23 protein-coding genes are annotated in these 25,112 nt (G+C 70.6%); 11 read left to right on the top strand and 12 right to left on the bottom strand.

What is annotated here, in order from left to right; genetic code table 11:
• Positions 1–459: alpha/beta fold hydrolase (locus Air01nite_RS23970; RefSeq protein ID WP_203705404.1), on the top strand; the 459-nt coding region annotated here is incomplete at its 5' end.
• A 217-nt stretch (positions 460–676) separates the two neighbouring features.
• Here Air01nite_RS23970 and Air01nite_RS23975 read toward each other — a convergent pair.
• Positions 677–1,369, bottom strand: coding sequence for an SDR family oxidoreductase (locus tag Air01nite_RS23975; protein WP_203705405.1), 693 nt, complete (start codon positions 1,367–1,369; stop codon positions 677–679).
• Positions 1,370–1,424: 55 nt separating this feature from the next.
• On the opposite strand from Air01nite_RS23975, the gene Air01nite_RS23980 reads away from it, so the two are divergent.
• The 5 genes from Air01nite_RS23980 to Air01nite_RS24000 all read left to right on the top strand — a co-directional run bounded on the left by Air01nite_RS23980 (position 1,425) and on the right by Air01nite_RS24000 (position 5,236).
• Positions 1,425–1,835, top strand: a complete 411-nt coding sequence (locus Air01nite_RS23980; protein ID WP_203705406.1) for a MerR family transcriptional regulator — start codon at positions 1,425–1,427, stop codon at positions 1,833–1,835.
• A 36-nt stretch (positions 1,836–1,871) separates the two neighbouring features.
• Positions 1,872–2,384: a hypothetical protein gene (locus Air01nite_RS23985; protein ID WP_203705407.1), complete on the top strand. Its 513-nt coding sequence runs from the start codon at positions 1,872–1,874 to the stop codon at positions 2,382–2,384.
• A gap of 362 nt (positions 2,385–2,746) precedes the next feature.
• Positions 2,747–3,283: a hypothetical protein gene (locus tag Air01nite_RS23990; RefSeq protein WP_203705408.1), complete on the top strand. Its 537-nt coding sequence runs from the start codon at positions 2,747–2,749 to the stop codon at positions 3,281–3,283.
• 156 nt (positions 3,284–3,439) lie between these two features.
• The gene (locus tag Air01nite_RS23995; protein WP_203705409.1) at positions 3,440–4,306 is read left to right on the top strand and encodes an aldo/keto reductase; all 867 of its coding nucleotides are present in this window, start codon (positions 3,440–3,442) and stop codon (positions 4,304–4,306) included.
• A gap of 84 nt (positions 4,307–4,390) precedes the next feature.
• Positions 4,391–5,236, top strand: coding sequence for an aldo/keto reductase (locus tag Air01nite_RS24000; protein ID WP_203705410.1), 846 nt, complete (start codon positions 4,391–4,393; stop codon positions 5,234–5,236).
• A 57-nt stretch (positions 5,237–5,293) separates the two neighbouring features.
• On the opposite strand, the gene Air01nite_RS24005 is transcribed toward Air01nite_RS24000, so the two are convergent.
• The gene (locus Air01nite_RS24005) at positions 5,294–5,638 is read right to left on the bottom strand and encodes a DUF1905 domain-containing protein (RefSeq protein ID WP_373310454.1); all 345 of its coding nucleotides are present in this window, start codon (positions 5,636–5,638) and stop codon (positions 5,294–5,296) included.
• Between the two features lie 18 nt (positions 5,639–5,656).
• Here Air01nite_RS24005 and Air01nite_RS24010 point away from each other — a divergent pair, with 18 nt between their 5' ends.
• Positions 5,657–6,628, top strand: a complete 972-nt coding sequence (locus Air01nite_RS24010; protein WP_203705414.1) for an aldo/keto reductase — start codon at positions 5,657–5,659, stop codon at positions 6,626–6,628.
• Positions 6,629–6,992: 364 nt separating this feature from the next.
• On the opposite strand, the gene Air01nite_RS24015 is transcribed toward Air01nite_RS24010, so the two are convergent.
• The 5 genes from Air01nite_RS24015 to Air01nite_RS24035 form a co-directional block, all read right to left on the bottom strand.
• On the bottom strand, positions 6,993–7,946 hold the full coding sequence (locus tag Air01nite_RS24015) for a DNA polymerase domain-containing protein (protein WP_373310455.1): 954 nt from the start codon (positions 7,944–7,946) through the stop codon (positions 6,993–6,995).
• 5 nt (positions 7,947–7,951) lie between these two features.
• Positions 7,952–8,944 (bottom strand): AraC family transcriptional regulator, encoded by a 993-nt coding sequence (locus tag Air01nite_RS24020; protein ID WP_203705415.1) that lies wholly within the window; start codon positions 8,942–8,944, stop codon positions 7,952–7,954.
• Positions 8,925–9,326: a hypothetical protein gene (locus Air01nite_RS24025; protein WP_203705416.1), complete on the bottom strand. Its 402-nt coding sequence runs from the start codon at positions 9,324–9,326 to the stop codon at positions 8,925–8,927. The genes Air01nite_RS24020 and Air01nite_RS24025 overlap by 20 nt, the downstream gene beginning before the upstream one ends.
• Positions 9,327–9,340: 14 nt before the next feature.
• The gene (locus tag Air01nite_RS24030; RefSeq protein WP_203705417.1) at positions 9,341–9,763 is read right to left on the bottom strand and encodes a hypothetical protein; all 423 of its coding nucleotides are present in this window, start codon (positions 9,761–9,763) and stop codon (positions 9,341–9,343) included.
• A gap of 292 nt (positions 9,764–10,055) precedes the next feature.
• A complete protein-coding gene (locus Air01nite_RS24035) occupies positions 10,056–10,409 on the bottom strand; it encodes a hypothetical protein (protein WP_203705418.1) in 354 nt (117 codons plus the stop codon).
• 156 nt (positions 10,410–10,565) lie between these two features.
• Between Air01nite_RS24035 and Air01nite_RS24040 the strand changes: the two genes are divergently transcribed.
• Together Air01nite_RS24040 and Air01nite_RS24045 are read left to right on the top strand one after the other, a co-directional pair.
• Positions 10,566–11,207: a TetR/AcrR family transcriptional regulator gene (locus tag Air01nite_RS24040; protein ID WP_203705419.1), complete on the top strand. Its 642-nt coding sequence runs from the start codon at positions 10,566–10,568 to the stop codon at positions 11,205–11,207.
• A 388-nt stretch (positions 11,208–11,595) separates the two neighbouring features.
• Positions 11,596–13,203 (top strand): MDR family MFS transporter, encoded by a 1,608-nt coding sequence (locus Air01nite_RS24045; RefSeq protein ID WP_373310456.1) that lies wholly within the window; start codon positions 11,596–11,598, stop codon positions 13,201–13,203.
• Between the two features lie 700 nt (positions 13,204–13,903).
• On the opposite strand, the gene Air01nite_RS24050 is transcribed toward Air01nite_RS24045, so the two are convergent.
• The 5 genes from Air01nite_RS24050 to Air01nite_RS24070 form a co-directional block, all read right to left on the bottom strand.
• Positions 13,904–14,497, bottom strand: coding sequence for a TetR/AcrR family transcriptional regulator (locus tag Air01nite_RS24050; protein ID WP_239090922.1), 594 nt, complete (start codon positions 14,495–14,497; stop codon positions 13,904–13,906).
• Positions 14,498–14,596: 99 nt separating this feature from the next.
• Complete coding sequence (locus Air01nite_RS24055) at positions 14,597–16,600, bottom strand: FAD-dependent oxidoreductase (RefSeq protein WP_239090923.1); 2,004 nt, start codon at positions 16,598–16,600, stop codon at positions 14,597–14,599.
• 53 nt (positions 16,601–16,653) lie between these two features.
• Positions 16,654–17,049 (bottom strand): TOBE domain-containing protein, encoded by a 396-nt coding sequence (locus Air01nite_RS24060; protein WP_203705423.1) that lies wholly within the window; start codon positions 17,047–17,049, stop codon positions 16,654–16,656.
• 73 nt (positions 17,050–17,122) lie between these two features.
• Entirely contained in the window at positions 17,123–18,718 is a 1,596-nt protein-coding gene (locus Air01nite_RS24065) for an ABC-F family ATP-binding cassette domain-containing protein (protein ID WP_203705424.1), read from the bottom strand.
• A 146-nt stretch (positions 18,719–18,864) separates the two neighbouring features.
• Entirely contained in the window at positions 18,865–20,055 is a 1,191-nt protein-coding gene (locus Air01nite_RS24070; protein ID WP_203705426.1) for a citrate synthase, read from the bottom strand.
• A gap of 76 nt (positions 20,056–20,131) precedes the next feature.
• Between Air01nite_RS24070 and Air01nite_RS24075 the strand changes: the two genes are divergently transcribed.
• Positions 20,132–21,355 carry a LeuA family protein gene (locus tag Air01nite_RS24075; protein WP_203705429.1) on the top strand — a complete coding sequence of 408 codons (1,224 nt, stop codon included), beginning with the start codon at positions 20,132–20,134 and terminating at the stop codon, positions 21,353–21,355.
• A 38-nt stretch (positions 21,356–21,393) separates the two neighbouring features.
• Positions 21,394–24,987 carry an AAA family ATPase gene (locus tag Air01nite_RS24080; RefSeq protein WP_203705431.1) on the top strand — a complete coding sequence of 1,198 codons (3,594 nt, stop codon included), beginning with the start codon at positions 21,394–21,396 and terminating at the stop codon, positions 24,985–24,987.
• Positions 24,988–25,112 lie beyond the last annotated feature (125 nt).

Consider the following 25,112-nt stretch of genomic DNA (forward strand, 5'->3'; position numbering starts at 1 on the left):
GCGGTGGAGGCGCTACGCAGCGACGGAGCGCCGTACCAGGCGTTCAGCGCGGGCTTGCACGCCGCGACCTTCTGCGCGGACGTCGATGAGCTGCCGTGGGTCACGCCGCGCGCCCCGCTAACGGTCCGGGAAAAGGCAACGGCCCGGGTGGTGGCCAAGCTGCCGGCAACATCGACATGGCCGTTCCCGACGGAGGTGGCCGGTGCCCAGGGCATCGTGCAAACCTGCGAGTCGTGGCCGCCGAGCCGCCCGAACCCAACGCCACCACTGCACCGACTGACGATGCCGGTGCTGCTGCTAGCCGGCGACCGCGACCTCTCGACGCCGCTGGCGTGGGCACAGGAACAGGCCAGCCAGACCCCGCGGGGCGAACTGGTGGTCGTGCCTGGCATGGGCCACTCGATCCAGGGCCGCAACCCCATCGGCGACGCCGCCGTCCAACGGTTCCTACTCAACTGAACCGGTCGCCCGCGCGGATCCACAAGGAAACCCCCGCGGGCTACAGGGCAGGCGAGTGGGACACCACGAGGTGAGCTGGTGGTGATGCACCGGCACGGGCCGCCCAAGGTCGAAGTCGGTGCCGCCGGGGTCTTGGGGCTTCTGCTCGTCTGAACCAGTTGCCCGCGCGGGCCCACACGGGACCCGCGCGGGCGGCCACGGCATTATTCGGATCGGCTCACCAAGGTGAACCGATTCGGCGCATTGTGATTGTGCTGATGTCGACGCCCTCCGGTTGGGTGAGGGCCCAGACGATCGCGCCGGCGACCTGGTCGGCGGTCAGGTAGCCGCCGGGCCGGTCGGCCGGCGCTCCGCCGATCGGATCGAAGAAGTCGGTCTCCGTGCCGCCCGGCGAGACCAGCGTGACCCCTACCCCCTGGTCGGTGACCATCATCCGGGTGTTGCCGGCCAGCCCGGTCATCGCCCACTTCGTCGCGCCGTAGATGTTGCCGGGTGTGTGCAGCACCCCTGCCACGCTGCCGACCAGCACGATCCGGCCGCGGGCGGCGGTCAGGTGGGGCAGCGCCGCGTGGATCAGCGTCGCCGGGCCCAGCACGTTGGTCAGCACCATGTCGCGCCAGCCGTCGGGGTCGCCGTCGTCAAGGCCGTCGTGGGTGGCGTACCCGGCGTTGGCGACGATGTTGTCCAGCCGGCCGAATTTGGCCACCGTGCTGTCCACGGCGGCCTCGACCTCCGCGGGCACGCCGCTGTCGGACACGAGGGTCAGCGCCTCGGGGTGTTCGCTGCCGAACCGGTCAAGCTTGTCGGCCCGCCGGCCGGTGACGGCGACGTGGTGACCGAGGGCCAGCAGTTGGCGGGCGGTGGCGGCGCCGATGCCGGCGGACCCTCCAGTGATCAGGGTGACTGTCATGGCGCGGACCATAAGAGCTAGAGCCCGCTCTAGCTCAAGCGCTAGCCTGCGGTGCATGGCGCACGGAATCGGCGATGTCGCGGCCCGCACCGGGTTGAGCGTGCACGCGCTGCGTTTCTACGAGCGGGAAGGGCTGTTCGCCGGCCCGATCGTCCGGGACCCGGGCGGCCGGCGCGTCTACTCCGACGACGACATCGAGTGGGTCGAGCTCTGCGCGCGACTGCGCGAGACGGGCATGCCGATCGATGCCATCCGCAAGTACGCCGACCTGGTCCGCGAGGGTCCCGGCAACGAGCCCGACCGGCTCGCGCTGCTCCAAGCCCACCAGGAACGGATCGAGGCGCAGATGGAAGCGCTGTCGGTCGGCCTGAGCATGATCAGCTACAAGGTCCGGGTGTACGAGAAGCGCCTGGCCGAGGGCACGGCGTCCGACCTGTGGACGGGTCGAGCCGCTTCGGGCGATTAAACACGAAAAAGGTCCATTTGGCGGTACGTTGGCCGCATGGCCGACGGCTCTCACGACAGTCCGACGTCGAAGTCGGCCGTGCCCACGCCCGCCGAGCTCCGCCGGGCGTACCTCCAAGAGCTTCAGCCGGCCGAACGCTCGGTGCTCTGGTCGTGGCTCGGCTTCACGGTGACGTTCGCGGCCGTCCGGGCGATCACCTACAGCATCCGCAGCGGCGGCCATCGATTCCACAACGTCAGCATCGGCGGCATCCACCTCCATCACTACATGTGGGGCATCGGCATGGTCAGCGCCGTCGGCGGCCTCGCGGTAGCCGGGTGCGAAAGCAAACGCCGCCACCCATTGACGGGCGTGGTCTACGGGTCCGGTTTGGCACTGATCGTCGACGAGTTCGCGCTGCTCCTTGACCTGAAGGACGTCTACTGGGCAAGCCAGGGCCGCGTCTCGGTCGATCTCGGCGTCGGCATGGTCGCCCTGGGCGGCACGGGCCTGAGCATTCGCCCGATCCTTTCCCGCCTGGCCCGCGACCGCGGCCTCACCCGCCGCTAGGGCCCGACGCGGTCTTGGCGTTCACCTGCCGCTACGACTCACGGAAACCCCGGACCGCGTCCTGCCCGGCCTCGTTGTCCGGCCTTGACGCCGATCCGGCCCTTGACGCCAGCTCAGCCTGGCAGAAAACGACTACGCGGCAGGCTGCCCATCCGTGATCCGGCCGTGTGGTGGCGGTCCGTTGGGGTGGGGCGTGCGCCCATCAGCGCACTCATGGTGGTCTATGTCTGGCTTCACCGGCACCTCGCGGTGCACCCATCCGCGTCCGGGAGGCACGGTCAGACCCGCTGGGGCGCGGGTCGTTCGAGCGGACGCGGTTAATCGGTTGAGTAGTGGTGGGTCGGTGGGTGACGCTCGGTGTCATGCGGGTGACGTTCGATCGTCCTGCGGACCATGTGTGGGGCTCGATTCTGATCGAGCGTGATGATCACGTCGTCTACCGCATGAGTGCGGGCCCGATCACCGCCGAGTTGCCGCACGACCTGGTCCATTTCACCGTCGAGGATGCGATGCGCGTCGCGGACGGGATCTGGGGTGCGATCGCCGGCGGCGTGGTGTTCAAGAGCATGACCCACCAGTCCGGCCGCCGGCCGCCCCACAGCGCGGACAGATCGGCCGCGCTGATCCGCGAGTATCGCGACCGCATTCAGCACGCCGAGCTCCTCGGCGGTTTCGTCGAAGCTGTGGCGATGCAACCCCGGGCTGACCTCGCGAAACTCATCGCCCAATGGTTCGCTACCCGGCCCGAGAACGCGCCGCCGCCCGACGCGGTGCGGGCCGCCGTCACCGCGTTGCACGACGCTGCGGAACGCTGGCGGGCGGTTCCGGTCGGCGGGACTCTGTCGCTCGACTGGCCCGCCCACCGCAAGATTCGGCCGTCTCGCGTCGGCCGGCGTTGATCGCACAGACCGCACAGGCATCAGACACGCTCTCAACCGGATCAGTCATGCGCAAAAGCCTCGATTTTCTCGAACGCCGCGTACCGGTTCTGCGGAGCTAGGCTCCGAAAGGGGGCAGGCCGCCTCCCGGACGCCAGACGATGGGAGGCGTGCGCCATGGCTACGGCGACTGCTGCGGGGACGATCGACGTCGGGGGAGACCTTACGGTTAACCGGTTTGGTTTCGGGGCCATGCGGATTACCGGGCCGGGGATCTGGGGGCCACCGGTCAACAAGGACGACGCCATCGCGACTTTGCGGCGGGCCGTCGAGGAGGACATCAACTTCATCGACACCGCCGACAGTTACGGGCCCAACGTCAGTGAAGAGCTGATCGCCGAGGCGCTCTATCCGTACCCCGATGATCTGGTCATCACCACCAAGGCCGGTATGTACCGCACCGGTCCCGACGACGGCGAGGCGGACGGGTTCTGGCCCAAGGACGGCCGGCCCGAGCACATCATCGAGGCGTGCGAAGGGTCGCTGCGCCGGCTCCGCCTCGAGCAGATCCCGCTGTTCCAGTTCCACAAGACGGACCCGAAGGTGCCCTTCGCGGAGTCGATGGGCGCTCTGGTCCAGCTCAAGGAGCAGGGCAAGGTGCAGCACGTCGGTGTCTCCAACGTGACCGAGGAGCAGGTCCGCGTCGCACAGGAGATGGTGCCGATCGTCTCGGTCCAGAATCGCTACAACATTGACGACCGCAGCTCGGAGACCATTGTGGACCTGTGTGAGCAGGAGCAGATGGTGTTCATCCCGTGGGCGCCGATCATCCCGTCCGACGACAGCCCGGCGGTTCGAGACATCGCCGAGCGGCACGCGGCCACGCCGCGGCAGATCTCGCTCGCCTGGCTGCTCGCCCGGTCGCCGGCGATGCTGCCGATCGCGGGTACGAGCGACCCCGCGCACCTCGACGACAACCTCGCCGCCGTCGACGTGCACCTGACCCAGGCCGAGGTGGCGACGCTCACGAACCTCGGCGGTTGACGATCTGAAGATTAGGCTCCAGGAGAACGAGGAGGCGAATGCGCGTCGCATTTGCCTCCGACGTCTGATTGGAGTGTCTGCACCATGCCCAATGCCAGCTCTGCGGGGACGATCGACGTCGGCGGGGATCTCACGGTAAACCGGTTCGGTTACGGCGCGATGCGCATCACCGGGCCGGGCATCTGGGGGCCGCCGGCCGACAAGGACCAGGCGATCGCGGTGTTGCGCCGCGTGGTCGACGCCGGGGTCAACTTCATCGACACCGCCGACTCCTACGGCCCGAGCGTGAGCGAGGAGCTGATCGCCCAGGCGCTCTACCCGTACCCGGACGATCTGGTCATCGCCACCAAAGGTGGCCTGCTCCGGCCTGAACCGTTTGTGCCGTGGCCCGCCGACGGCCGCCCCGAGCACCTGCGCGAGGTCTGCGAGGGCTCACTGCGCCGGCTGCGGATCGAGCAGATCCCGCTGTACCAGTTCCACCGGCCGGACCCGAATGTGCCGTTCGAGGACTCGATCGGTGAACTGGTTAAGCTCAAGGACGAGGGCAAGATCCGGCACATCGGCCTCTCGAACGTCGACGAGGAGCAGATCCGCGCGGCGCAGCGGCTGACGCCGATCGTCTCGATCCAGAACCGGTACAACGTCGACGACCGCGCGTCCGAGACGATCGTCGACCTGTGCGAGCAGGAGTCGATGGTGTTCCTGCCGTGGGCGCCGATCCAGGACCTGGACAAGAACCAGACCATTCACGAGATCGCCGAGCGCCACAACGCGTCGGCCCGGCAGGTCGTGCTGGCCTGGCTGCTCGGCCGGTCGTCGTCGATGCTGCCCATCCCGGGCACGGGCGATCTCGCGCACCTCGAAGACAACCTGGCCGCCCTCGACCTCGAGCTGTCGCAGGCGGAGATCGCCAGCCTGACCCGGGCCTGACCGCGCGCGGAGCTCGGTCGGATACACCACGGGTATCCGACCGAGCCCCGCCCCGGCTCAGACGTCGACCAGCTCGACACTCACCGTCGCGACGTCACCAGCGTCGAGGCCTTCGGCCCGGCGCACGGCCTTCTTGAGCGGCAGGACGTAACACCCGCTCGCGCTGTCCGGGAAGACCGACGTGCGCCAGGCGCTGCCCCCGACGGCCACGCGAACCCGCACCGAACCGAAGCCGCGCCGGATGCCGCCCGTGCGGTCGCGGATCTCGGCGGACGCGTCGACCGGCAGCGTGACGAACACCCAGGCGTCGTCGCGCCGCGCATCCCAGAACCACAGCTCGGCGTCGAAAGAGAACCTCACCGGCACAGCATCACACCTGGCTACGACAGGTTGAGCGGGCATCGGAGCTAGGGTCGGGACATGAGACATGTGACGCTCGGCGGGCTCGACGTCGCCCGACTTGGCCTCGGCTGCATGGGCATGTCCGCCTACTACGAGGGCTTCGGCGACGACGACGAGTCGGTGCGCACCATCCGGCGTTCCCGCGAGCTCGGCATCACGATGCTCGACACCGCCGAGGTGTACGGCCCCTTCATCAACGAGGAGCTGGTGCGGCGGGCGGTCGCGGAGAACCGTGACGACTACGTGATCGCCACCAAGTTCGGCCAGCTCACCCACCGTGCGGGTGAGGTCACGCGCAAGCTCGACAGCTCGCCCGAGAACATCCGGATCGCCGTCGAGGGCTCGCTGCGCCGGCTCGGCACGGATCGGATCGACCTGCTCTACCAGCACCGGGTCGATCCGGCCGTCCCGATCGAGGAGACCGTCGGCGAGATGGCCCGGTTGGTGGCCGAGGGCAAGGTGCTCCACATCGGACTTTCCGAGGCCGCGCCCGAGACCATCCGCCGCGCCCACGCCACCCACCCGATCGCGGCTTTGCAGTCGGAGTACTCGCTGTGGACCCGCGACCCCGAGGACGAGGTGCTGCCGCTGCTGCGCGAGCTCGGCATCGGCCTGGTCGCCTACTCGCCGCTCGGCCGGGGCTTCCTGACGGGCCGCTTCACCAAGCCCGACGACCTGCGCAGCGACGACTTCCGCGCCTCGCTGCCCCGGTTCAGTGCCGCGAACTTCGCGCAGAACATGAAGATCGTCGCGGAGGTACGGGCAGTCGCCGACGAGGCCGATGCCACCCCGGCGCAGGTGGCACTCGCCTGGGTCCTCGCGCAGGGCCCGGACATCGTCCCGATCCCCGGCACGACCCGGGTCTCGCGGCTGGAGGAGAACGTGGCCGCGGAGGCCCGCACGCTGACGCAGGAACAGCTTGACCGGTTGAGCGCGATCCACCCGCCGATCGGCGACCGCTACGCCGACATGACCCCGATTGGCCGCTAGACCCTGTTTCGTATCCGGGCCGGGGTGCGACAGGCTTTGACCGGGTACAACACCGATATTCGGCCAAAGCCGCCCGGCCGGCGCACCGACCTTGGGCGACCAGATGCCGTGCCCAGGCGACTCCGCGACTGCGTCTCGCATCGTCCTTTGCCACCGCGCCAAGGCGACCTCTACCGTGACGGGCTCATCCGCGACCTCGACGCCGCCCCACCGCCGCCCTCGACCTCGGATGCGAGACGGGACCTGGTCCGTCTGGCCCGTCAGCCACGCCCAGCCGCCACAAGGCGGTGTCGCGCGATCACGACGGCACCCGGGCCACCACGTCTCGGCTCGCACTGAGTCGTCGAATGAGCCCGGAAGGGCGTCACTCCTCGGAGCGCCGTTCCCGCGCCCGCCGTTTGCCCTCGTGCATCGCGACCACGCGCGCGATCGGAATCGTGTGCCCCTCCTCGACCAACCCGGGGTCAAGCCGCTGCGGCGCCGGCATCAACTCCGCCCACGGATCGCCCTCGCCGAGTGCAGCCGCGGCCGTGTGAACCGTGTAATCAGTGGGCACGGCCGCCTCCAGCTCGTCCCAAGGCAACGGGAACGACACCGGAACCCCGGGCCGCAGCCGCGGACTGTAGGCGGCCGCGACGGTCGCCCCGCCGGCCCGCGTCGAATCGAGGAACACCTTCCCCTCTCGCTGCTCGACGATGAACGCCGTCGTGGCGAGCGCCGGGTCCAGCCGCTCGGCCCGCGCCGCGATCGCCCGCGTAGCCGCCGCCACGTCATCGTGGGCCTGCCCGGCGGCCAGCGGCACGAACACGTGCGCGCCCTTGGCGCCGCTGGTCTTCGCCGCACCGGCCATGCCGCAGGAGGAGAGCACTTCGCGAACCAACAGCGCCGCCTGCGCGGCCAATCGGAACGCGCCACCCGGAGGTGGGTCGAGGTCCAGGATCAGGTGCGTCGGGTGCGCCCAGTCGTCGCTGACCGCCAGACCCGGGTGATATTCCACGGCCCGCTGGTTGGCGAACCAGATCAGCGTCCGCCGATCGTTGCACAGCCCGTAACTCACCATCCGCCGCGACCGGTCCGCCCACACGTCCGCCCGGGCGACCCAGTCCGGCGTGTACTTGGGCAGGTTCTTCTGCATGAACGGCGGCTGCCCGGGCCGTACCCGCATCACCGACAGCGGTCGGTCCCGCAGCACCGGGATGAACCGGTTGTGCACCGCGTCGAGATAGTCGACCAGGTCGCGTTTGTTGGCACCGGCGCCGTCGAACAGCTCCTGGTCGAGGTTGGTCAGCGGCACTCCGTCGCGCTCTTCACCAGCCATGCGCCCTATGTTTCCACGACCGCGCGCCGCCGGTACTCACTCGGCGACACCCCGTTCCAGACCCGGAACGCCCGGTAGAACGAGGTCGGGTCGGCGAAACCGAGCAGGAACGCCACCTCGCCGTCGCTGAACCCGGTGTCGGCCAGGTAGCTGCGGGCGTGCTGGTTGCGCACCTCGTCCAACACTCGGCGGAACGTCGTGCCGTGGTCCTGGAGCAGTCGTTGCAGCGCGCGCCCGCTCATCGCGAGGTCCCGGCCGACGGCGTCGACGGTCGGCCGTTGGCCACGCAGCCGGTCCGCGATGGCGCGGCGCACGTGGGCGAGCGCGTCGTCCGTCCGGGTCGGTGTGCGCTTCTCCAGGTACGGCAGCAGCGCGCGCAACAGGTCCGGATTGTGGCTGAGGAACGGTCGGGCGGCGTCGGTGGCGCCGAACACGATCGTGGTGACCGGCCGGCCGACGCGGATCGGGCAGCGGAAGTAGTCGTGGTGCGTCGGGCCGACCGCGGCCGCCGTGAGCTCGATGCGGCGCGGCGCCAGGTCCGGCACCCGGGTGGCCCGGCGCGACGCTTCCACCAGGAACGCCAGCTCGGCATCGACCAGCACCGGCGGCGGCCGCTGCTCCGGCCACTGCCACGTCAGTGTGACCAGGCCATCCGAAGTGGACAACACAAGCGACTCGGGAGTCAGGATCCGCTTGTACGCGGCCACGGTCGCGAGCGCCGCACCCACCGTGGCGGCGCTGAACACCGCGAGGAACAGCGGCTCGGTGTGGTCGGCCCGCAACGAGCGCGCCAGCCGGATGCCGATCGCCGGATCACCGCTCGCGTCGCGGACCGCCTGCCAGAGCGCGAAGTAGTCGGGCACGGTCAGCCGCGCCCCCGGCACGTCCAGCAGCCGGGCCGGCAGGCCGGCCAGCGCCAGCACGTCGGCCACCGCGACGCCCTGTTCGGCGAGCGCCGCGGCGAGCCCGACCGGCGGCTTACAGCGTGCGGACGTCACTGGTCACCGGCCGTCCGGCGGCCACGACCGCGGCGGTCAGCAACGCGCCGAGCAGGTAGTGGCTCGGGATCGCGGCGACGATCGCGACCCGCGCCTGCGTGGTCGCGAAGATGCCGTCGTCGCGCAGCGCCAGCCACATCATCCAGTCCACTGTGGCACTGCCGAACTGATAGGCGGCGAGCGCCCCCGCGATCCCGCGATGCGGCTGACCGCGCAGGAGCCACGCGACGGCCGCCTGGACGGCCAGCGAGACGCCGAGCAGCTTGAGCGCCCAGTGTCCGTCGGCGTTGAGCCGGAACCCGAACAGCGGCTCGACCAGGCTCGGCGGGGTGAGCGCGACGACCGCGTACGCGGCCTCCACGATCGCAACGACGGTGAGCACGCGGCTTAAACGGTTCATGCCGGCACCGGTCGCGCCGCCGTGGCCGGCTGGTTGGTGAGGAGCTGCCAGGGTGTCCGGCCGAGCGCCAGCGGGAGCCCGACGAGCTGACCGACCACGAGGACGACGTCACCGGCGGCAAGCAGGGTGACGAACGTGCCGGCGGTCTCGCCGAACCCGAGCGCGAACGTCACGACCACGAAGGTTAACCGGATAACCCCGTTCCAGAACGGGAATGCGCCGTACCGCTGAAGGTCCATCGCGGACAGCAGCAGCACGATCCCGGCGAAGAGGCCCATCAGCGCGGGCAGCCAGACCCAGAAGTCGGAGTACGGCAGCGCGACACCGAACGCCTCCAAGGCGCCCGGCGTCAGGAAAACGATCACGGCGCTCGCGTTGTACAAGCCGGCGGCGCGGATGAACCAGGTCATGAAGCGCATAACTTGAGCATCGGCGCCGCCGGCGGCCCCGGACAATGACGGATCGCGCCGGCCAGCTTGCGGAGCGCGCCCGGGCCGGCCGGCTTGCCGGTCCTGCCGGGCTGGCGGCGCCCGCCCGGGCGTGTCGGTTTGCGGAGCGTGCGCGGCCTGGCCGCGTGCGAAGCCTGCCCGCGCCTGCCGGCTGCTGAGCCAGCCGGAGTCGGTCGGCTTCCCGAGCCCGCGGCTTGCCGCGCCCGCCCCGGCCTGTCGGCTTGTGGAGCGCGGGCCTGCCGGCTGGCGGAGTCCGCCCGTGTCAGTCGGCGGGTGGGGCGTGTAGGACCCATCGCAGGGTGAGGCCGGCGATGTAGGCGAGGCCGAAGGCCCCGAGCTGCCACATCGCGTCGTGGCCGCGCCAGGACAGCATGCCCATGTCGCCCGCGATGAAGCCGACGAACAGGAAGTACGTGATCACGGCGAGGCCGAGGCTGTAGCGCCAGTCCGGGATGAGGACCGCGCCGACGATGGTTGCGGCCACGAGGCCGGCGAGGCCGAGCATCAGGGGTGCGGAGGCGAGCATGATCGTGAGTACGACGACCGCGACGGTGCCGATTCCCAGCTCGATGCCGGGGGTCACCCGGGGGGTCGTCGGGTGCCGAGTTGTTGCCATGTGCCCAGCTCAGCGCGGGCGCGACGGACCATCCACGATCTTGACGGCTTCACTATGCGTGGTGCGCACGTCTTGACGTACCCCTGATTGATCTGTGCCCTGCTTCACATCCTAAAACTTTTCGTGCTGTGCAAGATCACTTGGTAGGGTGCAACGGTGAGCACCGCACCCGCGCTCGGCCGTCGCGACCGGAAGAAGCTGGCGACCCGCGCCGCGCTGTCCGCCGCCGCTCTGCGCCTGGTCGCGGAGCACGGGCTCGACAACGTGACGGTCGAGCAGATCAGCGAAGCGTGCGATGTGTCGTCGCGGACTTTCTTCAACTACTTCGCCAGCAAGGACGACGCGCTGCTCGGCGGTGACACGGAGATCGGGCACGCGCTGGAGATGTTCCGTGCGCTGCCCGCCGGCACGAGCCTGGTCGAGGCGTTGCGGCTGGCGTTCATCCCGGTGATCCACCAGATGGAGGACCACCGCGAAACGGTCGCGTTGCGGATGCGGGTCGTGTCCGAGAACCCGCAACTGCTGCCGCGGCTGCTGGCCACGGGCGTCGAGTCGGAGATGGCGGTCGCGGCCGCGGTCGCCGATCGGTTGAACCTGCCGGCCGACCACCCGTTCCCGGCCGTCGCGGCCGCCGTCACGGGCGCGGCGTTCCGGGTGGCGCTCATGCGGTGGGCCAACGACGACCCGAGCGCCGGGCAGGCGACGCTGGCCAAGCTGGTCGACGACGCCTTCGACATGGTCGCCAGCGGCCTGACCGAGCCGACCCCGCAAACCGTCGCTGCCCGAGGTGATGCCTAGTGGATCATGAAGGCACGACCGCCCGACCTCGGGGAATGGCTTCCGCGGAGACCGACGTCGGCTGGCGTCGCTCTTCAGCGGCTGTGGTCCTGGTGGGCTTCGGTTCCGCGCGGACGGCGGCCCGCGACTTGGCCTAAGCGATGGCCGCTTGCCAGAGGCGGACTTCTGTCGGCCCATGGCTTCTCGTTCGCCTCGATCGCCGCGGACGACAACCGCCGGTTCCACGGGGCTGCTCGTCTTGGATGGCCGGCCTCCCTAGGGCGTCGGTCCAACCCACGGGCCGGCTTCCAACGAAGCCAACGACAACTGCTTCGTAACCCCGATCGACGCGCGACCACCCACGCACCGCGCAAAGCGTCACCGCACATCCCTCCAGTAAGGACACTCGATGACCACCGACGTCACCACCTCGTCAACGTCGCCACCGGCAGAGCCGCCATCCGAACCCACGGCCCCCGGCGCCTCGCCCGCGCGGATGTCGCGCCGTGAAGTGCTCCAGGCACTCTCCGGCCTCATGGTCGGCCTCTTCGTGTCGATCCTGGCCTCGACGATCGTCGGCAACGCGCTGCCGCGGATCATCGCCGACCTGAACGGCAGCCAGTCCGTCTACACCTGGATCGTCACCACGGAGCTGCTCGCGATGACCGCGACCGTGCCGCTCTGGGGCAAGATGGCCGACCTCTACAGCCGCAAGCTGCTGATCCAGCTCTCGCTCGGCCTGTTCGTCGCCGGCTCGCTGATCGCCGGTTTCACGCCCAACGTCGAGGTACTCATCGTCAGCCGCGTCGTCCAAGGCGTCGGCGCCGGCGGCATGACGGCGCTCGCCATGATCGTGATGGCCGCGATGATCCCGCCGCGCGAGCTGGGCCGCTACTCGGGCATCTTCGGCGCCGTCTTCGGCGTCGGCACGATCGCGGGCCCGCTGATCGGCGGCGTACTCGTCGACACCAGCTGGCTCGGCTGGCGCTGGTGCTTCCTGCTCGGCGTACCCTTCACGCTCCTTTCGATCTTCCTCCTCCAGCGGACGCTGCACCTGCCGGTCGTACGCCGCCAAGTGAAGATCGACTGGCTCGGCGCCCTGCTGATCACCGCGGGCGTCTCCACGCTGCTGATCTGGTCCACCCTGGCGGGCAGCAAGTTCGCGTGGGCGTCCTGGCAGACGGGCGTCCTGGTGGCCGCCGGCGTCGTGATCCTGGCGCTGGCGGTGTTCGTCGAGTCGCGCGCCGCTGAACCGATTATCCCGCTGGACATCTTCCGCAACCGCACGGTCTCGCTCGCGACGGTCGCCTCGATCCTGGTCGGCGTAGCCATGTTCGGCGGCACCGTCTTCCTGGCGCAGTACTTTCAGGTCGCTCTCGGCAAGTCCCCGACGGTCGCGGGCCTGATGAGCCTGCCGCTGATCTTCGGCCTGCTGGTGTCCTCCACAGTGGCCGGTCAGCTCATCACGAAGCACGGCCGCTGGAAGGCTTATCTGGTAGCCGGCGCCCTGATCATGACCGTCGGCATGCTGCTGCTGGGCACGATCGGCGCCGACACGAGCGTGGTGCTGATCTCGGTCTTCATGGCGGTACTCGGCATCGGCGTCGGCATGCTCATGCAAAACCTGGTGCTGGCGGCGCAAAATGACGTGCCGGCCAACGAGCTGGGCGCGGCCACGTCGGTCCTGACGTTCTTCCGCAGCATGGGCGGCGCGATCGGCGTGAGCGCCTTGGGCGCGGTGCTGGCCAACAAGGTGACGAGCGGCCTGGCCGAGAAGCTGGGCACCCCGGCGGGCGGCGGCTCGGGCACCGCAGCGGTCCCGGACCTGGCCACCCTGCCGGAGCCCGTCCGCCACATCATCGCGGACGTCTACGGCTCGGCAACCGCGGAGCTGTTCCTGATCGGCGCACCGATCGCCTTCCTCGCGGTGATCGCCGTCCTGTTCATCAAGGAAAAGCCACTGTCCACATTGACGGGCGACGAGCGGTTGGCCGCGGAGACGACCGCCGCTCACTGAATCGGTTCGGCTGTCGGAAAGGCGCTCCCCTCGCGGGGCGCCTTTCTTCTTTGTCCCGGGTCCGCGGTGGTCCAGACCGTCGCTCCCGCCGGGCAAGCCAGGCCCGCACCTGGTCACGCAGAGGGAACAAAGGCTGCTCGGGTCGCCGAAGTCGGGGGCCACCGTTCCGGCAGCGGCCTGGCCAAGCGGCCTGCTGGTCGACCCCAAGCGGCGGGCCGCCCACCTCTTTCGAAGGCGTCCGCCCCCGACCATCGGGCGACGAGGTCCGACCAAGCGGCACCGACCTCGCCTCGCACGAGCAGCGACTGAACCGGCCAACCAACACTGGCGCCGCCTCCGCCGGCCTCGGTGGGTGTTGGTTGAGGTGGTCGATCGGTGCTGGGGCGGTTGCTGGCCGGCTCGGTGGGTGTTGGTTGAGGTGGTCGATCGGTGCTGGGGCGGTTGCTGGCCGGCTCGGTGGGTGTTGGTTGAGGCGGTCGATCGGTGCTAGGGCGGTTTCTGCTGGGGTCGGTGGGTGGTGGCTCAAACGGTCAACCGGGGTGGCGCGCTTTGCTGGGGGCAACCGCAGTCGAGCCCGGTGGGTTGGGGTTGTCGCTGGGGCCGGTCAATTGGCGGTTGCGCAGCCCCGCGTTGGACTCGGTCCGTGCGGCTGGTCGTGCGTCGATGCCCGCGAGCAAGCCGGGCCATCAAATCCGAGGCACTACGTGACTTGGTCGCCAGCCAAGCCGGTCAGGAGCAGGTCCGTGAGCGTGTCGATGACCGTGTCCGCGTTGGCGTCCGGGAGGGCGTAGTTGAGGGTCGACAGCATCGCGGCTATCGCCGCACCGACAAGCTCCGGGTCGCCCGGGAGTGGATGGCCGCGGTCGCGTAAGTGGGCCAGGTGGTCGCGGAGCGTCTCCGACCGGGTGGTCAGGTCCTGCCACGCCCGGCCCGACGCCGGATCAGCGGCGATCATCGACTGAAAGAGGGCCACCGTGACCGGGCGGTGGTCCGTCATCACCGACCACGCGATCGCCAGATGTTCGCGGAGCTGGGACCGGTCGGTCAGGTCGTGATCCCGCGCGTGCGCGTCGAAAGGCAAGCGGTCATCGGCCGCGCTCTCCAACTCCGCGAGCAGCGCCCCCAGCAACTCGTCCTTGCTCGCGAAATGTTCGTAGAACGAGCCTGTCGAGCGCCCGGCCGCCGCAGTGATGTCGGTGATCTTGGTGTTCAGGTAGCCGCGCTCCGCGAAGAGGGTGCGGGCCGCGGTCAGTAGCGCCGCGCGGGTCTGGGCCGCTTTGACCTTTCGGGTCACGGGCTCGGTCCTGCGGGGCATCCGGGCTGCCCTTCCTGGAGGTGGTCGATCCCGGAAAGAGTACCGAATCACCGAATTGTCGTTCGGTGGCTTGACCGGTCAAGCGGAGAGTACCCAGCGGGCCGCGTCGGCGATGACGTAGCCGTTCGTGTTCTCCGTGCGGATCAGCACGCTCGCGGTCGTGCCGGCCGCGCACGCATAAGAACCCAGCGAGACCCACTGGCCCCCGCTGCCGCGCTGGTCGACCACGCGGGTCGTCACGCCGCCATTGTGGACGATGTCGATCGGGACGTTGCTGGCCCGGTTCGGGTCCGCGGTCCAGCGCAGGTACACCGCGTAGGTGCCCGCCGTCGGCAGGTTCGGGCGGAAGCGTAACCGGTTCACTCCCTTGGCCGTGTTGCCGTCGTGCTCGTAGTCCGTGCCCCAGTAGCCGCCGATCGACGTGCTCGACACCCACGTTCCCGCCCGGGTCACCGACGGGTCGTGGCTGTCGACGATCACCTCGCCCGGGCCCGCGGGCGGCGGCCACTGGAGCAACTGGCCGTCGGCCAGCAGGCGCGCCCGCAGCGTCGCGTAAGGGACCTGTTGCACCGATGACGACGCGGCCAGGGCCAGGACGGCCGCCGTCGCCGCGGACTGGCCGAGGATCATGAACACCGGTTCCATCCGGATCGAGCCGTACGCGATATGGCTGGCCGACAGGCACACCGGCACGAGCAGGTTGGCGCACTGCGCCTCGACCGGCACGATCGAGCGGTAACTGATCCCGTAGGGCCCTGGCACACCGACCTGCACATCGCCCTCGTTGCGCACCACACCGCCGACCACCACCCGCTGGCAGTTGTGCGAGTCCATCGTGTAGCTCGCGAGACCCACCGGGTCCGGCGCCGAGGACTGCCCCCGACACTCCCGCTCCGTCATCACATAGGAGGACAGCAGACGCCGCGCCTCGCGCACGTACAACTGCGGTGGCCAACCGCCCGTGGCCGTGAACTCGTCCGCCGCCAGCCCCCACGACGCCGTCGCCGCCCGGATCGGCGCCGGCACCCGCGGGTCGTTGGCCAGGAACCACATCAAACCCTGCTGGTAAGCGAGATGCGCGGCCGCGATGCTCTCCCGAGCGGAGTAGGAAGCGGTCGGATACGCATAGTTTCCGCCGATGAAGTCGGTCGACACCGCGCCGTTGTTGTTGGAGTCCGTCTTGCCGCCGCCGACCCCGTGCGTGGTGAAGAACGGCCCGTTCCAACCCGCCTGGATATACCGCAGCAGCAATTCGTAGGCCACCGGATCGTAGGCGGCGGGCCGCGGGAACGGGATCCGCGACGAAGCCTGCGTCAGGCACATCCGGTAGTTGTAGGCCTGGATCAGCCCGTCCCCGGACCCGCCAGGCGCCACCGGCGTGCCAGAGATGCCCGGCAACAGCCCCGAAGACGGGTTCCCCGCCACCACGTACGGCGAAACCGGGAAGTTGAACTGATGTCCACTTCGGAGCTGAACGCCGTTGATCGTCTCGCCGTAGGTCGCGTTGCTCTCCCGCCCGACCGTCCAAGCCACCCCGGCTCGATCCATCAGGTCACCCTCGTACGACGCATCGACGAACATCCCACCCCGGAACGCCTGCCCGTTGGTGCCCACCACCTCCACGAGCCGATTGCCCGACTTCGCAACAGAAGCGAGCCGCAATCCGAAGTAGACAGGCACGTCCGCCTCGGCGAGCATCGCGTCGAACACCGCCCGGGCCACGTGCGGCTCGAAGGTGAACCGGGCCGGCGAGGTCGGTGTCACCGGCGTCCCCGCGTACACCCCGTGGATCCGCCGATAGAACTCACCCGCGATGCCCTTGATGGACGCCGCCACTCCGCTGTCGGTCTGGCCGAGCCCGCCGGTGGTCAGGCCGCCCAGATGCGCGGAGGGCTCCAACACCACGGCTGTGCGACCCATCCGGCGCGCCTGGATCGCGGCGACCAACCCACCCGAGGTGGCGCCGTAGACGACGAGATCGGCGGAGACCACGGGGGCCGCCAGCATCTGGCGGGCGAAACCGTTGGCGACGACGGTGGCGCCGCCGACCCGCAACAGGGTGCGACGAGAAATGGACGGCACAAGGCTCTCCTCCCAGCTCGGGGTGAGCGCGCCGCCGCTCTACATCGACGACTCTAACGCCGGGAAGGAGCCTTCTCCACTACGACGGTGGTCGATTTGATGACCGCGGTCGCGACCGAGCCGACCCGCAGGTCGAGCTCGTCGACCGCCTCACGGCTCATCAGGGAGACGATCCGGAACGGACCCGCCTGGATGTCGACCTGGGCCATCACGCCGTCCTTGACCACCGCGGTGACGATGCCGCGCAGCCGGTTGCGCGCGGACGTCTCGCCACCCTCGGCCTGCTCGTGCTGCGCACGGGCGAACGCCGCCAGCTCCGCGCCGTCGATCAGCCGGTGACCGTGCTCGTCCCGGTCGGCGGGCAGCCGGCCGGCGTCGATCCACCGCCGCACCGTGTCGGGGCTGACCCCGAGCAGCTCGGCCGCCTCGCTGATTCGAAACCGCATCACCACACCAGCTTAGGGGCCCTCGCGCGGGCCAGGGTGGCACTCCGCCGAGCACCACCCTGGCTCACGACGAGCCCTATCGCGAGGCGTTGCGCAACACGCCGTCGAGGTACAACCAGCGGTTTATGCCGAGCGTACGAAGGAAGCCCAGGTCGTGGCTCGCGATCATCAGCGCACCGCGATAGGCCGCCAGCGACTCGGACAGCTGCCGCACGCTGGCCAGGTCGAGGTTGTTCGTCGGCTCGTCGAGCAGCAGCAACTGCGGCGCCGGCTCGGCCAGCAGCAGCGCCGCCAGCGTCGCCCGGAACCGCTCGCCACCCGAAAGCGTGCCCACCGGACGCTCGGCCCGCGCACCACGGAACAGGAACCGGGCCAGCCGCGCCCGGATCGCGTTCTCGTCCGCCGTCGGCGCCAGCCGCCGCACGTTGGCAACGATCGACAGATCGTCATCGAGTACGTCGAGCCGTTGCGGCAACAACCGCACCGGCACCGCCACGTCGACCATGCCCGCGTCGGCCGGCAACCGGCCGGCGAGCGCGGACAACAGCGTGGTCTTGCCCGACCCGTTGGTCCCGAGCAGCGCGACCCGCTCCGGGCCGTACACGTCGAGGTTGATCGGTGCACCATTGCGCAGAACGGCGTCGCGGATGCTGAGCACCCGGCGCGCCCCGGGTACGGCCGTCGCCGGGAGGTCGATCCGGATCGGCGCGTCGTCGCGGACCGCCTCCTCGGCCGACGCCAGCCGCTCGCGGGCGTCCGCGAGCCGGTCCTCGTGCAGGCCGCGGTGCTTGCCGGCGGACACCTGTGCCTGCCGCCTGCGTTCGGACATCACCGCCTTCGGCTCGCGCTTGTTGTCCCACATCTTCTGCCCGTAGCGGACCCGCCGCGCGAGCTTGACGTGTGCGTCGGCCAACTCGCGCCGCTGTCGCCGCACATCGCCCTCGGCGGCCCGCACGGCGCGCTGCGCGGCCTCCTGTTCGACGGCGAGCGCGACCTCGTACTCGCTGAACGTGCCGCCGAACACCCGCACCCCGCCGTCCCGCAGGTCGACCACCTGGTCCACCAGGTCGAGCAACTCGCGGTCGTGACTGACCAGGAGCAGGACCCCGGACCACGCGGCCACGGTCTCGGACAGGCGGCGCCGCCCGGCGACGTCGAGGTTGTTGGTCGGTTCGTCGAGCAGGAGTACGTGCGGCCGCCGCAACAGTTGGCCCGCGAGCCCGAGCAGCACGGCCTCGCCGCCGGAGAGCGCGCCGACGGGCCGGTCCAAGCCGACGTGGCCGAGTCCGAGGCGGTCGAGCGTCTCCCGGGCGCGGTCGTCGACGTTCCAGTCGTCGCCGACGGTCGCGTACAGCGCCGGGTCGGCGCCGCCGCGTTCGATCGCCGCGAGCGCCCTCCGCGTGGCGGCGATGCCGAGCACGTCGTCGACCGTCCGGGCGGCGTCGAGTGTGAGGTCCTGCGGCAGGTAGCCGAGGGTGCCCTCGACCCGGACGGTGCCGCGGCTCGGTGCGAGCGCCCCGGTCACCAGGCGTAGCAATGTGGACTTGCCTGATCCGTTGGTGCCGACCAGCGCGGTGCGGCCGGTGCCGATGGTCAGGTCGAGACCGTCGAACACGGGCTCGCCGTCGGGCCAGGAGAAAGAGAGATCGGAAATAAGAACGGCAGGAGACATGGCGGTCCTCCAGGGTTGTCGGAAAGCGTCGACAACCTCAGATCCGCATCGGCCTGCCCCTCTCAGTCTGGTTCCGAGCGATCACCGTAACCCGACTCAACCGGTTCGCCAAGGGGTTAAGTCCGTGCGGCCCGGGCCGGGGATCGCTAGCTCGTCGGTCCGATATAGACGGCACGGAGCCGCAACGGCGTGCGCCGCTCGTATTCCTCCATCGCGTGCGCGAGCCACCCGGCGATGCGGGCGACCGCGAAGATCGCCTCGCCGGATCCCTTGGGCAGTCCGGCGGCCCGGGTCAGCGTGGCCAGTGCGAAGTCGATGTTGGGTGCCGGCAGGCGGCGCCGGCGGGCGGCATCGAGCAGGGCCGTGGCGGTGGCCAGCACGGGATGGTCCGGCGCGGCGGAGGTGATCCGGTTAAGCAGGGCGCCGGCCCGGCCGTCGCCGGACTTGTAGACCGAGTGGCCGAACCCGGGGATCCGCTCGCCACGGCGCAGCCGCAGTCCGATCGCCTCGTCGGCCCCACCCGGGTCCGTGACGGCGTCGAGCAGCGCCTCGGCGCCCAGCGAGGCGCCGCCGTGCAGGGCGCCGCTGACGGTGGCCAGGCCCGTGACGACCACCGCATACGGGTCGGCGCGGACCGACGCGGCCACCCGGGCGGCCAGCGTCGAGGCGGCCAGCTCGTGGTCCGCGAGCAGCACCAGGGCCGCGCGGACGCCGTCGATGAACCGGTTCTCCGCACCCAGCCGCGCGGCGAGCCGGGCCGCGATGCTGTCGTCCGCGGCCGGACCCCGCGCGGGCAGGCAGTCGACGATCCCGGCGATCAGCGCCCGGCCGATGTCGACCACCGCCGCCGGATCGAGGTTGCCGCGAAGCGGATCCGCGACGGCGAGCGCCGGCACGATCGCCTGGATCCGGTCGAGCGGAAGCACGTTGGCAGGCAGTGCGGCGGCGGCCGCCCGACCGGTCTCGACTGCCGCGGGCCCGGCCCGCCAGTTCCGTGGACCGGCTTCGAATGAACCGGTCCAGAGCCCTTCGGCGACCTCCTCGAACGACGCGAGGGCGGCGAGGTCGAGCGCGTCGCGGCCGCGGTAGAACGGGTGGTCCGCGCCGAGCGCGGTGATGCCCGACTCGATCACCACCTCGGAGGCGCCCGTGGCCCGGCGTGGGCGGCCGCGCCGGGCCAGGAGTTCCACCTCGGCGGGGTCGAACAGGCTCTGGCCGGCTGGAGATCGCCGCCGGGCGAGCACGCCGCGGCTGACGTACGCGTACAGCGTGGCTGGCTTCACACCCAGCCGTTCGGCCGCCTCGGTCGCCGTCAACCAGCCCGTGAGCTGCTCCATCGTGCCTCCGTACCAGCGTGAATGTTGATTTTAGTCAACGTTGACCGTTCGCAACCCGTGATGTCAACCTGAGGTTATGCCACGTATCCATTTCCTCGACGTCACCAACCGCGACGGCGTCCAGACGGCCCGGACCGGGCTGTCCAAGTTCGGCAAGACGATGGTCAACTTCTACCTGGCGCGGCTCGGCGTCGCGCAGTCCGAGATCGGCTTCCCGTTCCTGTTCCACGAGGTGCCCTACGTGCGGGCGCAGGTGGCGCTGGCCGAGGCCGGCGCGTTCGGCGACCTGCGGCTGTCGGGCTGGACCCGGGCGGTGGCCGGCGACGTGGTGGCGTCCGCGCCGTTGGGGCTGAAGCACTACAACCTCTCGATCTCGACCAGCGACCAGATGTTGCGCAACAAGTTCCGCGGCAAGTTCGACCGCGCTGCCGTGATCGCGGAGATGGTCGCCGCGGTCCGCGCCGCGAAGGAGGCCGGAGTCGAGACCGTGGGCGTCAACGCCGAGGACGGGTCGCGCACCGATTTCGCTTTCCTCACCGAGTTCGCGCTGGCGGCCAAGGAGGCGGGCGCCGACCGGGTGCGCTACTGCGACACGATCGGCGGCGAGACACCGGGCCGGATCGGGGAGCGGTTCGCCAAGTTGGCCACCGCGGTCGGCATGCCGGTCGAGACGCACTGCCACAACGACCTCGGCATGGCCGTTGCCAATTCCGTTGCCGGTGCGCTCGGCGACCTTGACGCGGGCCAGGACGCCTGGATCAACACGTGCGTCAACGGGATCGGCGAGCGCTCGGGCAACGCCGACCTGGTCTCGACGATCCTGGCGTTGCGCAACGGCTTCGGCGTGGCCGACGAGGTGGAGATCGGCGACTCGTTGGACCTCTCGTGGGCGCGGCGGTTCGCCTTCTGGGCCGCGTACGCGTTCGGCCAGCCCTTGCCCATCAACCAGCCGGGGGTCGGGCGCAACGCCTTCGCGCACGAGTCCGGCATCCACGCGGACGGGGCGCTCAAGGACCATCGAAACTACGAGTTGTACGACGAGGACGTGCTCGGGCCGTTCCCTTCGGACTGGCACGCGGCGGCCGGGCGGGTCGTCTTGACGGGGGAGTACGGCGGGATGGCCGGCTTCCGGCACGTCCTGGACGGGCTGGGCGTCGAGGTGACGGAGCCGGAGTTGACCTTCAAGCTGGTGCAGCTGTGCAACGCGGCGACCGGGCGGCCGCTCACCGACGACGAGCTGCGCCTCATCGCCGCGTACCCGCATCAGCTCGCCCTGCTCTACCCCGGACACCTCGCGTAACCGAAAGTGTCGGTGGGGTCCGATACCGTCTATGGGTCATGGGGACCCGGGTGGGGGAGACGGTCATCGGGCGGGAGCATCCCGCCGCGGTGCTGCGTGCCGAGATCGACCGGGTGACGGAGAGCCACGGCGGGTTGGTCCTGGTCACCGGCGAGGCGGGGATCGGCAAGACCACGCTGGTGACCGGCGCGGTCGACGAGGCCCGGGCGCGCGGCGTGACGGTGATCGGCGGGCGCTGCTGGGATTCGGAGAGCGCGCCCGGCTACTGGCCGTGGGTGCAGGCGCTGCGTGCGCTGCGCCGGCACGTCGACCCCGACCAGTGGGCGGCGATCCAGGAGGCGGGCGGCGGGGCGCTCGCGGTGCTGCTCGGCAAGACGACCGAGGCCGACGACGAGGCGTTCACGCTCTACGACGAGGTCACCGCCGCGCTCGTCGCCGCCTCCCAGCAGGCGCCGGTCATGGTCGTCTTCGACGACCTGCACTGGGCCGACGCGGCGTCGCTGCGCTTGCTCGAGTTCGCGGCGCAGCACACGTGGTTCGAGCGGCTGCTGCTGATCGGCACCTACCGCGACGTCGAGGTCGAGTCGACCGCCCACCCGCTGCGCCCGCTGCTGTCGGGGCTGCAGGCCAAGGCCACCACGGTCACGCTGACCGGCCTGGAGCCCGCCGAGGTGGGCACGCTGATCGAGCGAGTCGCCGGGCGCGGCGCCGGCGCCGACGTCGTCGCCGAGGTGCACCGCCGCACCGGGGGCAACCCGTTCTTCGTGGAGCAGACCGCCCGGCTGTGGCGGGTCGACGGTTCTTTGACGGCCATTCCGCCAGGTGTACGCGACACCGTGCGCCGCCGGCTCGAGCTGTTGCCGTCAGCGCTGGTCGAGCTGTTGACCGCAGCGTCCGTGCTCGGGCACGAGTTCCACCGGCAGTTGCTGGCCGCGGTCGTTGCCGCACCGGTGCCGCAGGTCGACCGCCTGCTCGACCAGGCGATCGCGGCGCGGCTCGTGGTAGGCCGGGGCGGTGGGCGGTTCGCGTTCGGGCACGACCTGGTCCGCGAGACGCTTTACGACGCGCTCTCCGACCCGGCCCGGCGCACGCGGCACGCGGCGGTGGTGCTGGCGGTCGACGAGACCTCGGGGTTGCGCGGCCGCCTGTTCCCGGCCGACCTGGCCCGGCACGCTTACGCGGCCGGCGACGCGGTGCCGGCCTCGCTGGCCGTCGACCATCTGGTGACCGCGGCACGCGACGCGGCGGGCCGGCTGGCGCCGGAGGAGGCGCACAACCATTTCCGCCGCGCGCTCGAGCGCGCCGCCGACGACCCGGCGCGGCGGGTGATGCTGCACCTCGACCTCGCGATGCAGCTCTTCCACGGCATCACCCGCGAAGACGCGTGGGCCCAGATCTGGGCCGCGGCCGAGGTCGCGCGGTCCCTGGACGACCCGGGCGCGCTCGCTCGGGTGGCGCTGGTCGCCGAGCGGCACCGCGGCCCGCGCAGCACCCGTGGCCCACAGATCGAGGCGGTGCTCCGCGAGGCGCACGCCGGCTACGGAGCTGCCGACAGCGACGCTGACCTGCCACGGGAGCGCCTGGTCGCCGACCTGATCGCCCGCACCGAGATGGCGGCCCGAGCCGACCAGAACGACGAGGCGCTGGCGTTCAGCCTGTGGAGCCGGCACGACTCGATCTGGGGTTTGGGCTCGGCCCGCGAGCGCGCGGCGCTGATGTCCGAGATGGAAATCGTCGCCCGGCGCAGCCGCGACTGGCAGACGGCAGCCTTCGCGGCGTCGCTGCGGTGGGTCGCGCTGCTGGAGATGGGCGACCCGGCCTACTACGAGCAGTTGCAGGCGCTGCACGCGATGACCGAGCAGATCGACGTGGCGATGGCGCGGATGATGTCCAACATCGACCGGAGCATCATCGCGACGCTACGCGGCGAGTTCACCGAGGCGGCCACGCTGCAACGCGACCTGTCGGTTTTCATGGACGGCTCGCAGGACGAGAACGCCTACATGGGCCAACACCTGCAGTGGGCGCTGCTGATGCTGCGGGGCCGCTTCGCGGACGCGGCCCGGTTGCTGGAGGTCCGCGAGGCCGCGCACGCGCCCTACTACCCGCTGGTGACGGCCCTGACCGCGGTGGCACAGGGCGACCCTGGCCCAGGCCTGCGCCTCCTGGCCGAGGTGGATCACCGCGACGGCGCCTACAAGCGGTGGCTGGAGCCGCTCTACCTGCGTTTGGTGGCAGAGTTGGCGGTGCTGACCCGCGATCCGGACCTGTGCGCCCAGACCCGCGCTGCGTTCGCGCCGCACCGGGCCGAGTGGCTGGTGGCGTTGTACGGGTGCGACGTGAGCGGCCCGGTCGAGCTGTGGCTGGCCCGCGTCGAGGCGGCGGAGGAGCGCTGGGAGTCGGCGGAGGAGGGTTTCACCAGGGCTTATCAGGCGGCTGACGCGTTGGGCGCGCGGCCGTGGTCGGTCCTGGCCCGGCTGGACCTGGCGGCGACGCTGCTGGCCCGCGGCAAGCCGGCGGCGGGGTTGCTGTCCGAGGTGGAGCGCGAGGCGACGGCCCTGGACATGCCGCACGTGGCCGAGGATGCTCGCGCACTGGCCACGCGGCCTACTCCCGCGGCATCGCGGGGAGCGGGCGGGGTGTTTTCGCTGCCGTCGGTAGACCAGGTGGCGGATGGCTCGGATCGGCCTGCGGGGGGCTCGGATCGGCCTGCCGACGGCTCGGACCGGCCGGCGGACGACTTTGACTTGCCGGCGGCCCACCGGGGCGCGAACGGCCAGGCCGACCCACCGACGACCAGCCGCCGTCCGACCTCCGCGCATGGCGTGCGGTCGGGTGTCGGCTCCTCCGCTGCCGACCTATCGCAACCCGCAGACCAACGAACCGTTGGCAACGGCCAAGGTGCGGAAGACCCGAGCGGCGATCGCAGGGTCGGCCCGGACGGGTTGAGCCGAGCCGACGCTCGGGCCGGCCACCGCGATGATCCGGTTGAGCTGGATCGGGGTGGTCTCGCTGATTCAAATCCAGGCGGCGCTCGCGACGGTAGCGGCTCGGCAACCTCCTCGGCCGGCCGTGCAGCGGCGCCGGCTTCGGAGTTCCGCCGGGAGGGCGACGTGTGGCGCCTGGCGTTCGCCGGCCGCGTGGTCCATCTGCCCGACGCGAAGGGCTTGCGCGACCTGCACGAGCTGCTCACCCACCCAGGCGAAGACATCGCCGCGGTCGTGCTGCTCGACCCCGCAGCCGGCCCGGAGCTGCTGGCAGCCCGCCGTATGGGCAGCGACCCGATCCTCGACGAGGAGGCGAAGTCCCGCTACAAGCGCCGCCTGAGCGAACTCGACGAGGCAATCGACCTGGCCGCCGACCGCGGCGACAACGCCAAGCTGGCCTTGTTCGACCGGGAACGCCGGGCGCTGATCGAGGAACTCCGCGCCGCGGCGGGGTTGGGCGGCCGCACCCGCAACCTGGGCGACGAGGCAGAACGAGCCCGCAAAACGGTAACGGCCCGCATCCGCGACACCCTACGCAAGATCGACGAACGCCACCCGGACCTGGCCCTCCACCTCCGCGACGCGGTCTCAACGGGCTCAACCTGTCGCTACGCCCCATCCACCCCCACCACCTGGCGGTTGTAGAGACGCCGAACGCGGGCTGTCGCCGCGTCGGTCGTCGGCCCGGCCCTCCGCGGACCGAACGCCCAAGCGAGCGCGTGCTGGCGGCGTGGGTTGTGGGTACAGGCCTCTACGGTGCGGGGCGAATA

It is taken from the genome of Asanoa iriomotensis (assembly GCF_016862515.1).
Classification (GTDB): Bacteria; Actinomycetota; Actinomycetes; order Mycobacteriales; family Micromonosporaceae; genus Asanoa; species Asanoa iriomotensis.

Excerpts from the sequence above, each read along its gene's own strand:
- Air01nite_RS23975 (WP_203705405.1), bottom strand. The coding sequence starts at position 1,369 with ATGACAGTCACCCTGATCACTGGAGGGTCCGCCGGCATCGGCGCCGCC.
- Air01nite_RS23980 (WP_203705406.1), top strand. The coding sequence starts at position 1,425 with ATGGCGCACGGAATCGGCGATGTCGCGGCCCGCACCGGGTTGAGCGTG.
- Air01nite_RS23985 (WP_203705407.1), top strand. The coding sequence starts at position 1,872 with ATGGCCGACGGCTCTCACGACAGTCCGACGTCGAAGTCGGCCGTGCCC.
- Air01nite_RS23990 (WP_203705408.1), top strand. The coding sequence starts at position 2,747 with ATGCGGGTGACGTTCGATCGTCCTGCGGACCATGTGTGGGGCTCGATT.
- Air01nite_RS23995 (WP_203705409.1), top strand. The coding sequence starts at position 3,440 with ATGGCTACGGCGACTGCTGCGGGGACGATCGACGTCGGGGGAGACCTT.
- Air01nite_RS24000 (WP_203705410.1), top strand. The coding sequence starts at position 4,391 with ATGCCCAATGCCAGCTCTGCGGGGACGATCGACGTCGGCGGGGATCTC.
- Air01nite_RS24005 (WP_373310454.1), bottom strand. The coding sequence starts at position 5,638 with ATGCCCGCTCAACCTGTCGTAGCCAGGTGTGATGCTGTGCCGGTGAGG.
- Air01nite_RS24010 (WP_203705414.1), top strand. The coding sequence starts at position 5,657 with ATGAGACATGTGACGCTCGGCGGGCTCGACGTCGCCCGACTTGGCCTC.
- Air01nite_RS24015 (WP_373310455.1), bottom strand. The coding sequence starts at position 7,946 with ATGGCTGGTGAAGAGCGCGACGGAGTGCCGCTGACCAACCTCGACCAG.
- Air01nite_RS24030 (WP_203705417.1), bottom strand. The coding sequence starts at position 9,763 with ATGCGCTTCATGACCTGGTTCATCCGCGCCGCCGGCTTGTACAACGCG.
- Air01nite_RS24035 (WP_203705418.1), bottom strand. The coding sequence starts at position 10,409 with ATGGCAACAACTCGGCACCCGACGACCCCCCGGGTGACCCCCGGCATC.
- Air01nite_RS24045 (WP_373310456.1), top strand. The coding sequence starts at position 11,596 with ATGACCACCGACGTCACCACCTCGTCAACGTCGCCACCGGCAGAGCCG.
- Air01nite_RS24065 (WP_203705424.1), bottom strand. The coding sequence starts at position 18,718 with ATGTCTCCTGCCGTTCTTATTTCCGATCTCTCTTTCTCCTGGCCCGAC.
- Air01nite_RS24070 (WP_203705426.1), bottom strand. The coding sequence starts at position 20,055 with ATGGAGCAGCTCACGGGCTGGTTGACGGCGACCGAGGCGGCCGAACGG.
- Air01nite_RS24075 (WP_203705429.1), top strand. The coding sequence starts at position 20,132 with ATGCCACGTATCCATTTCCTCGACGTCACCAACCGCGACGGCGTCCAG.
- Air01nite_RS24080 (WP_203705431.1), top strand. The coding sequence starts at position 21,394 with ATGGGGACCCGGGTGGGGGAGACGGTCATCGGGCGGGAGCATCCCGCC.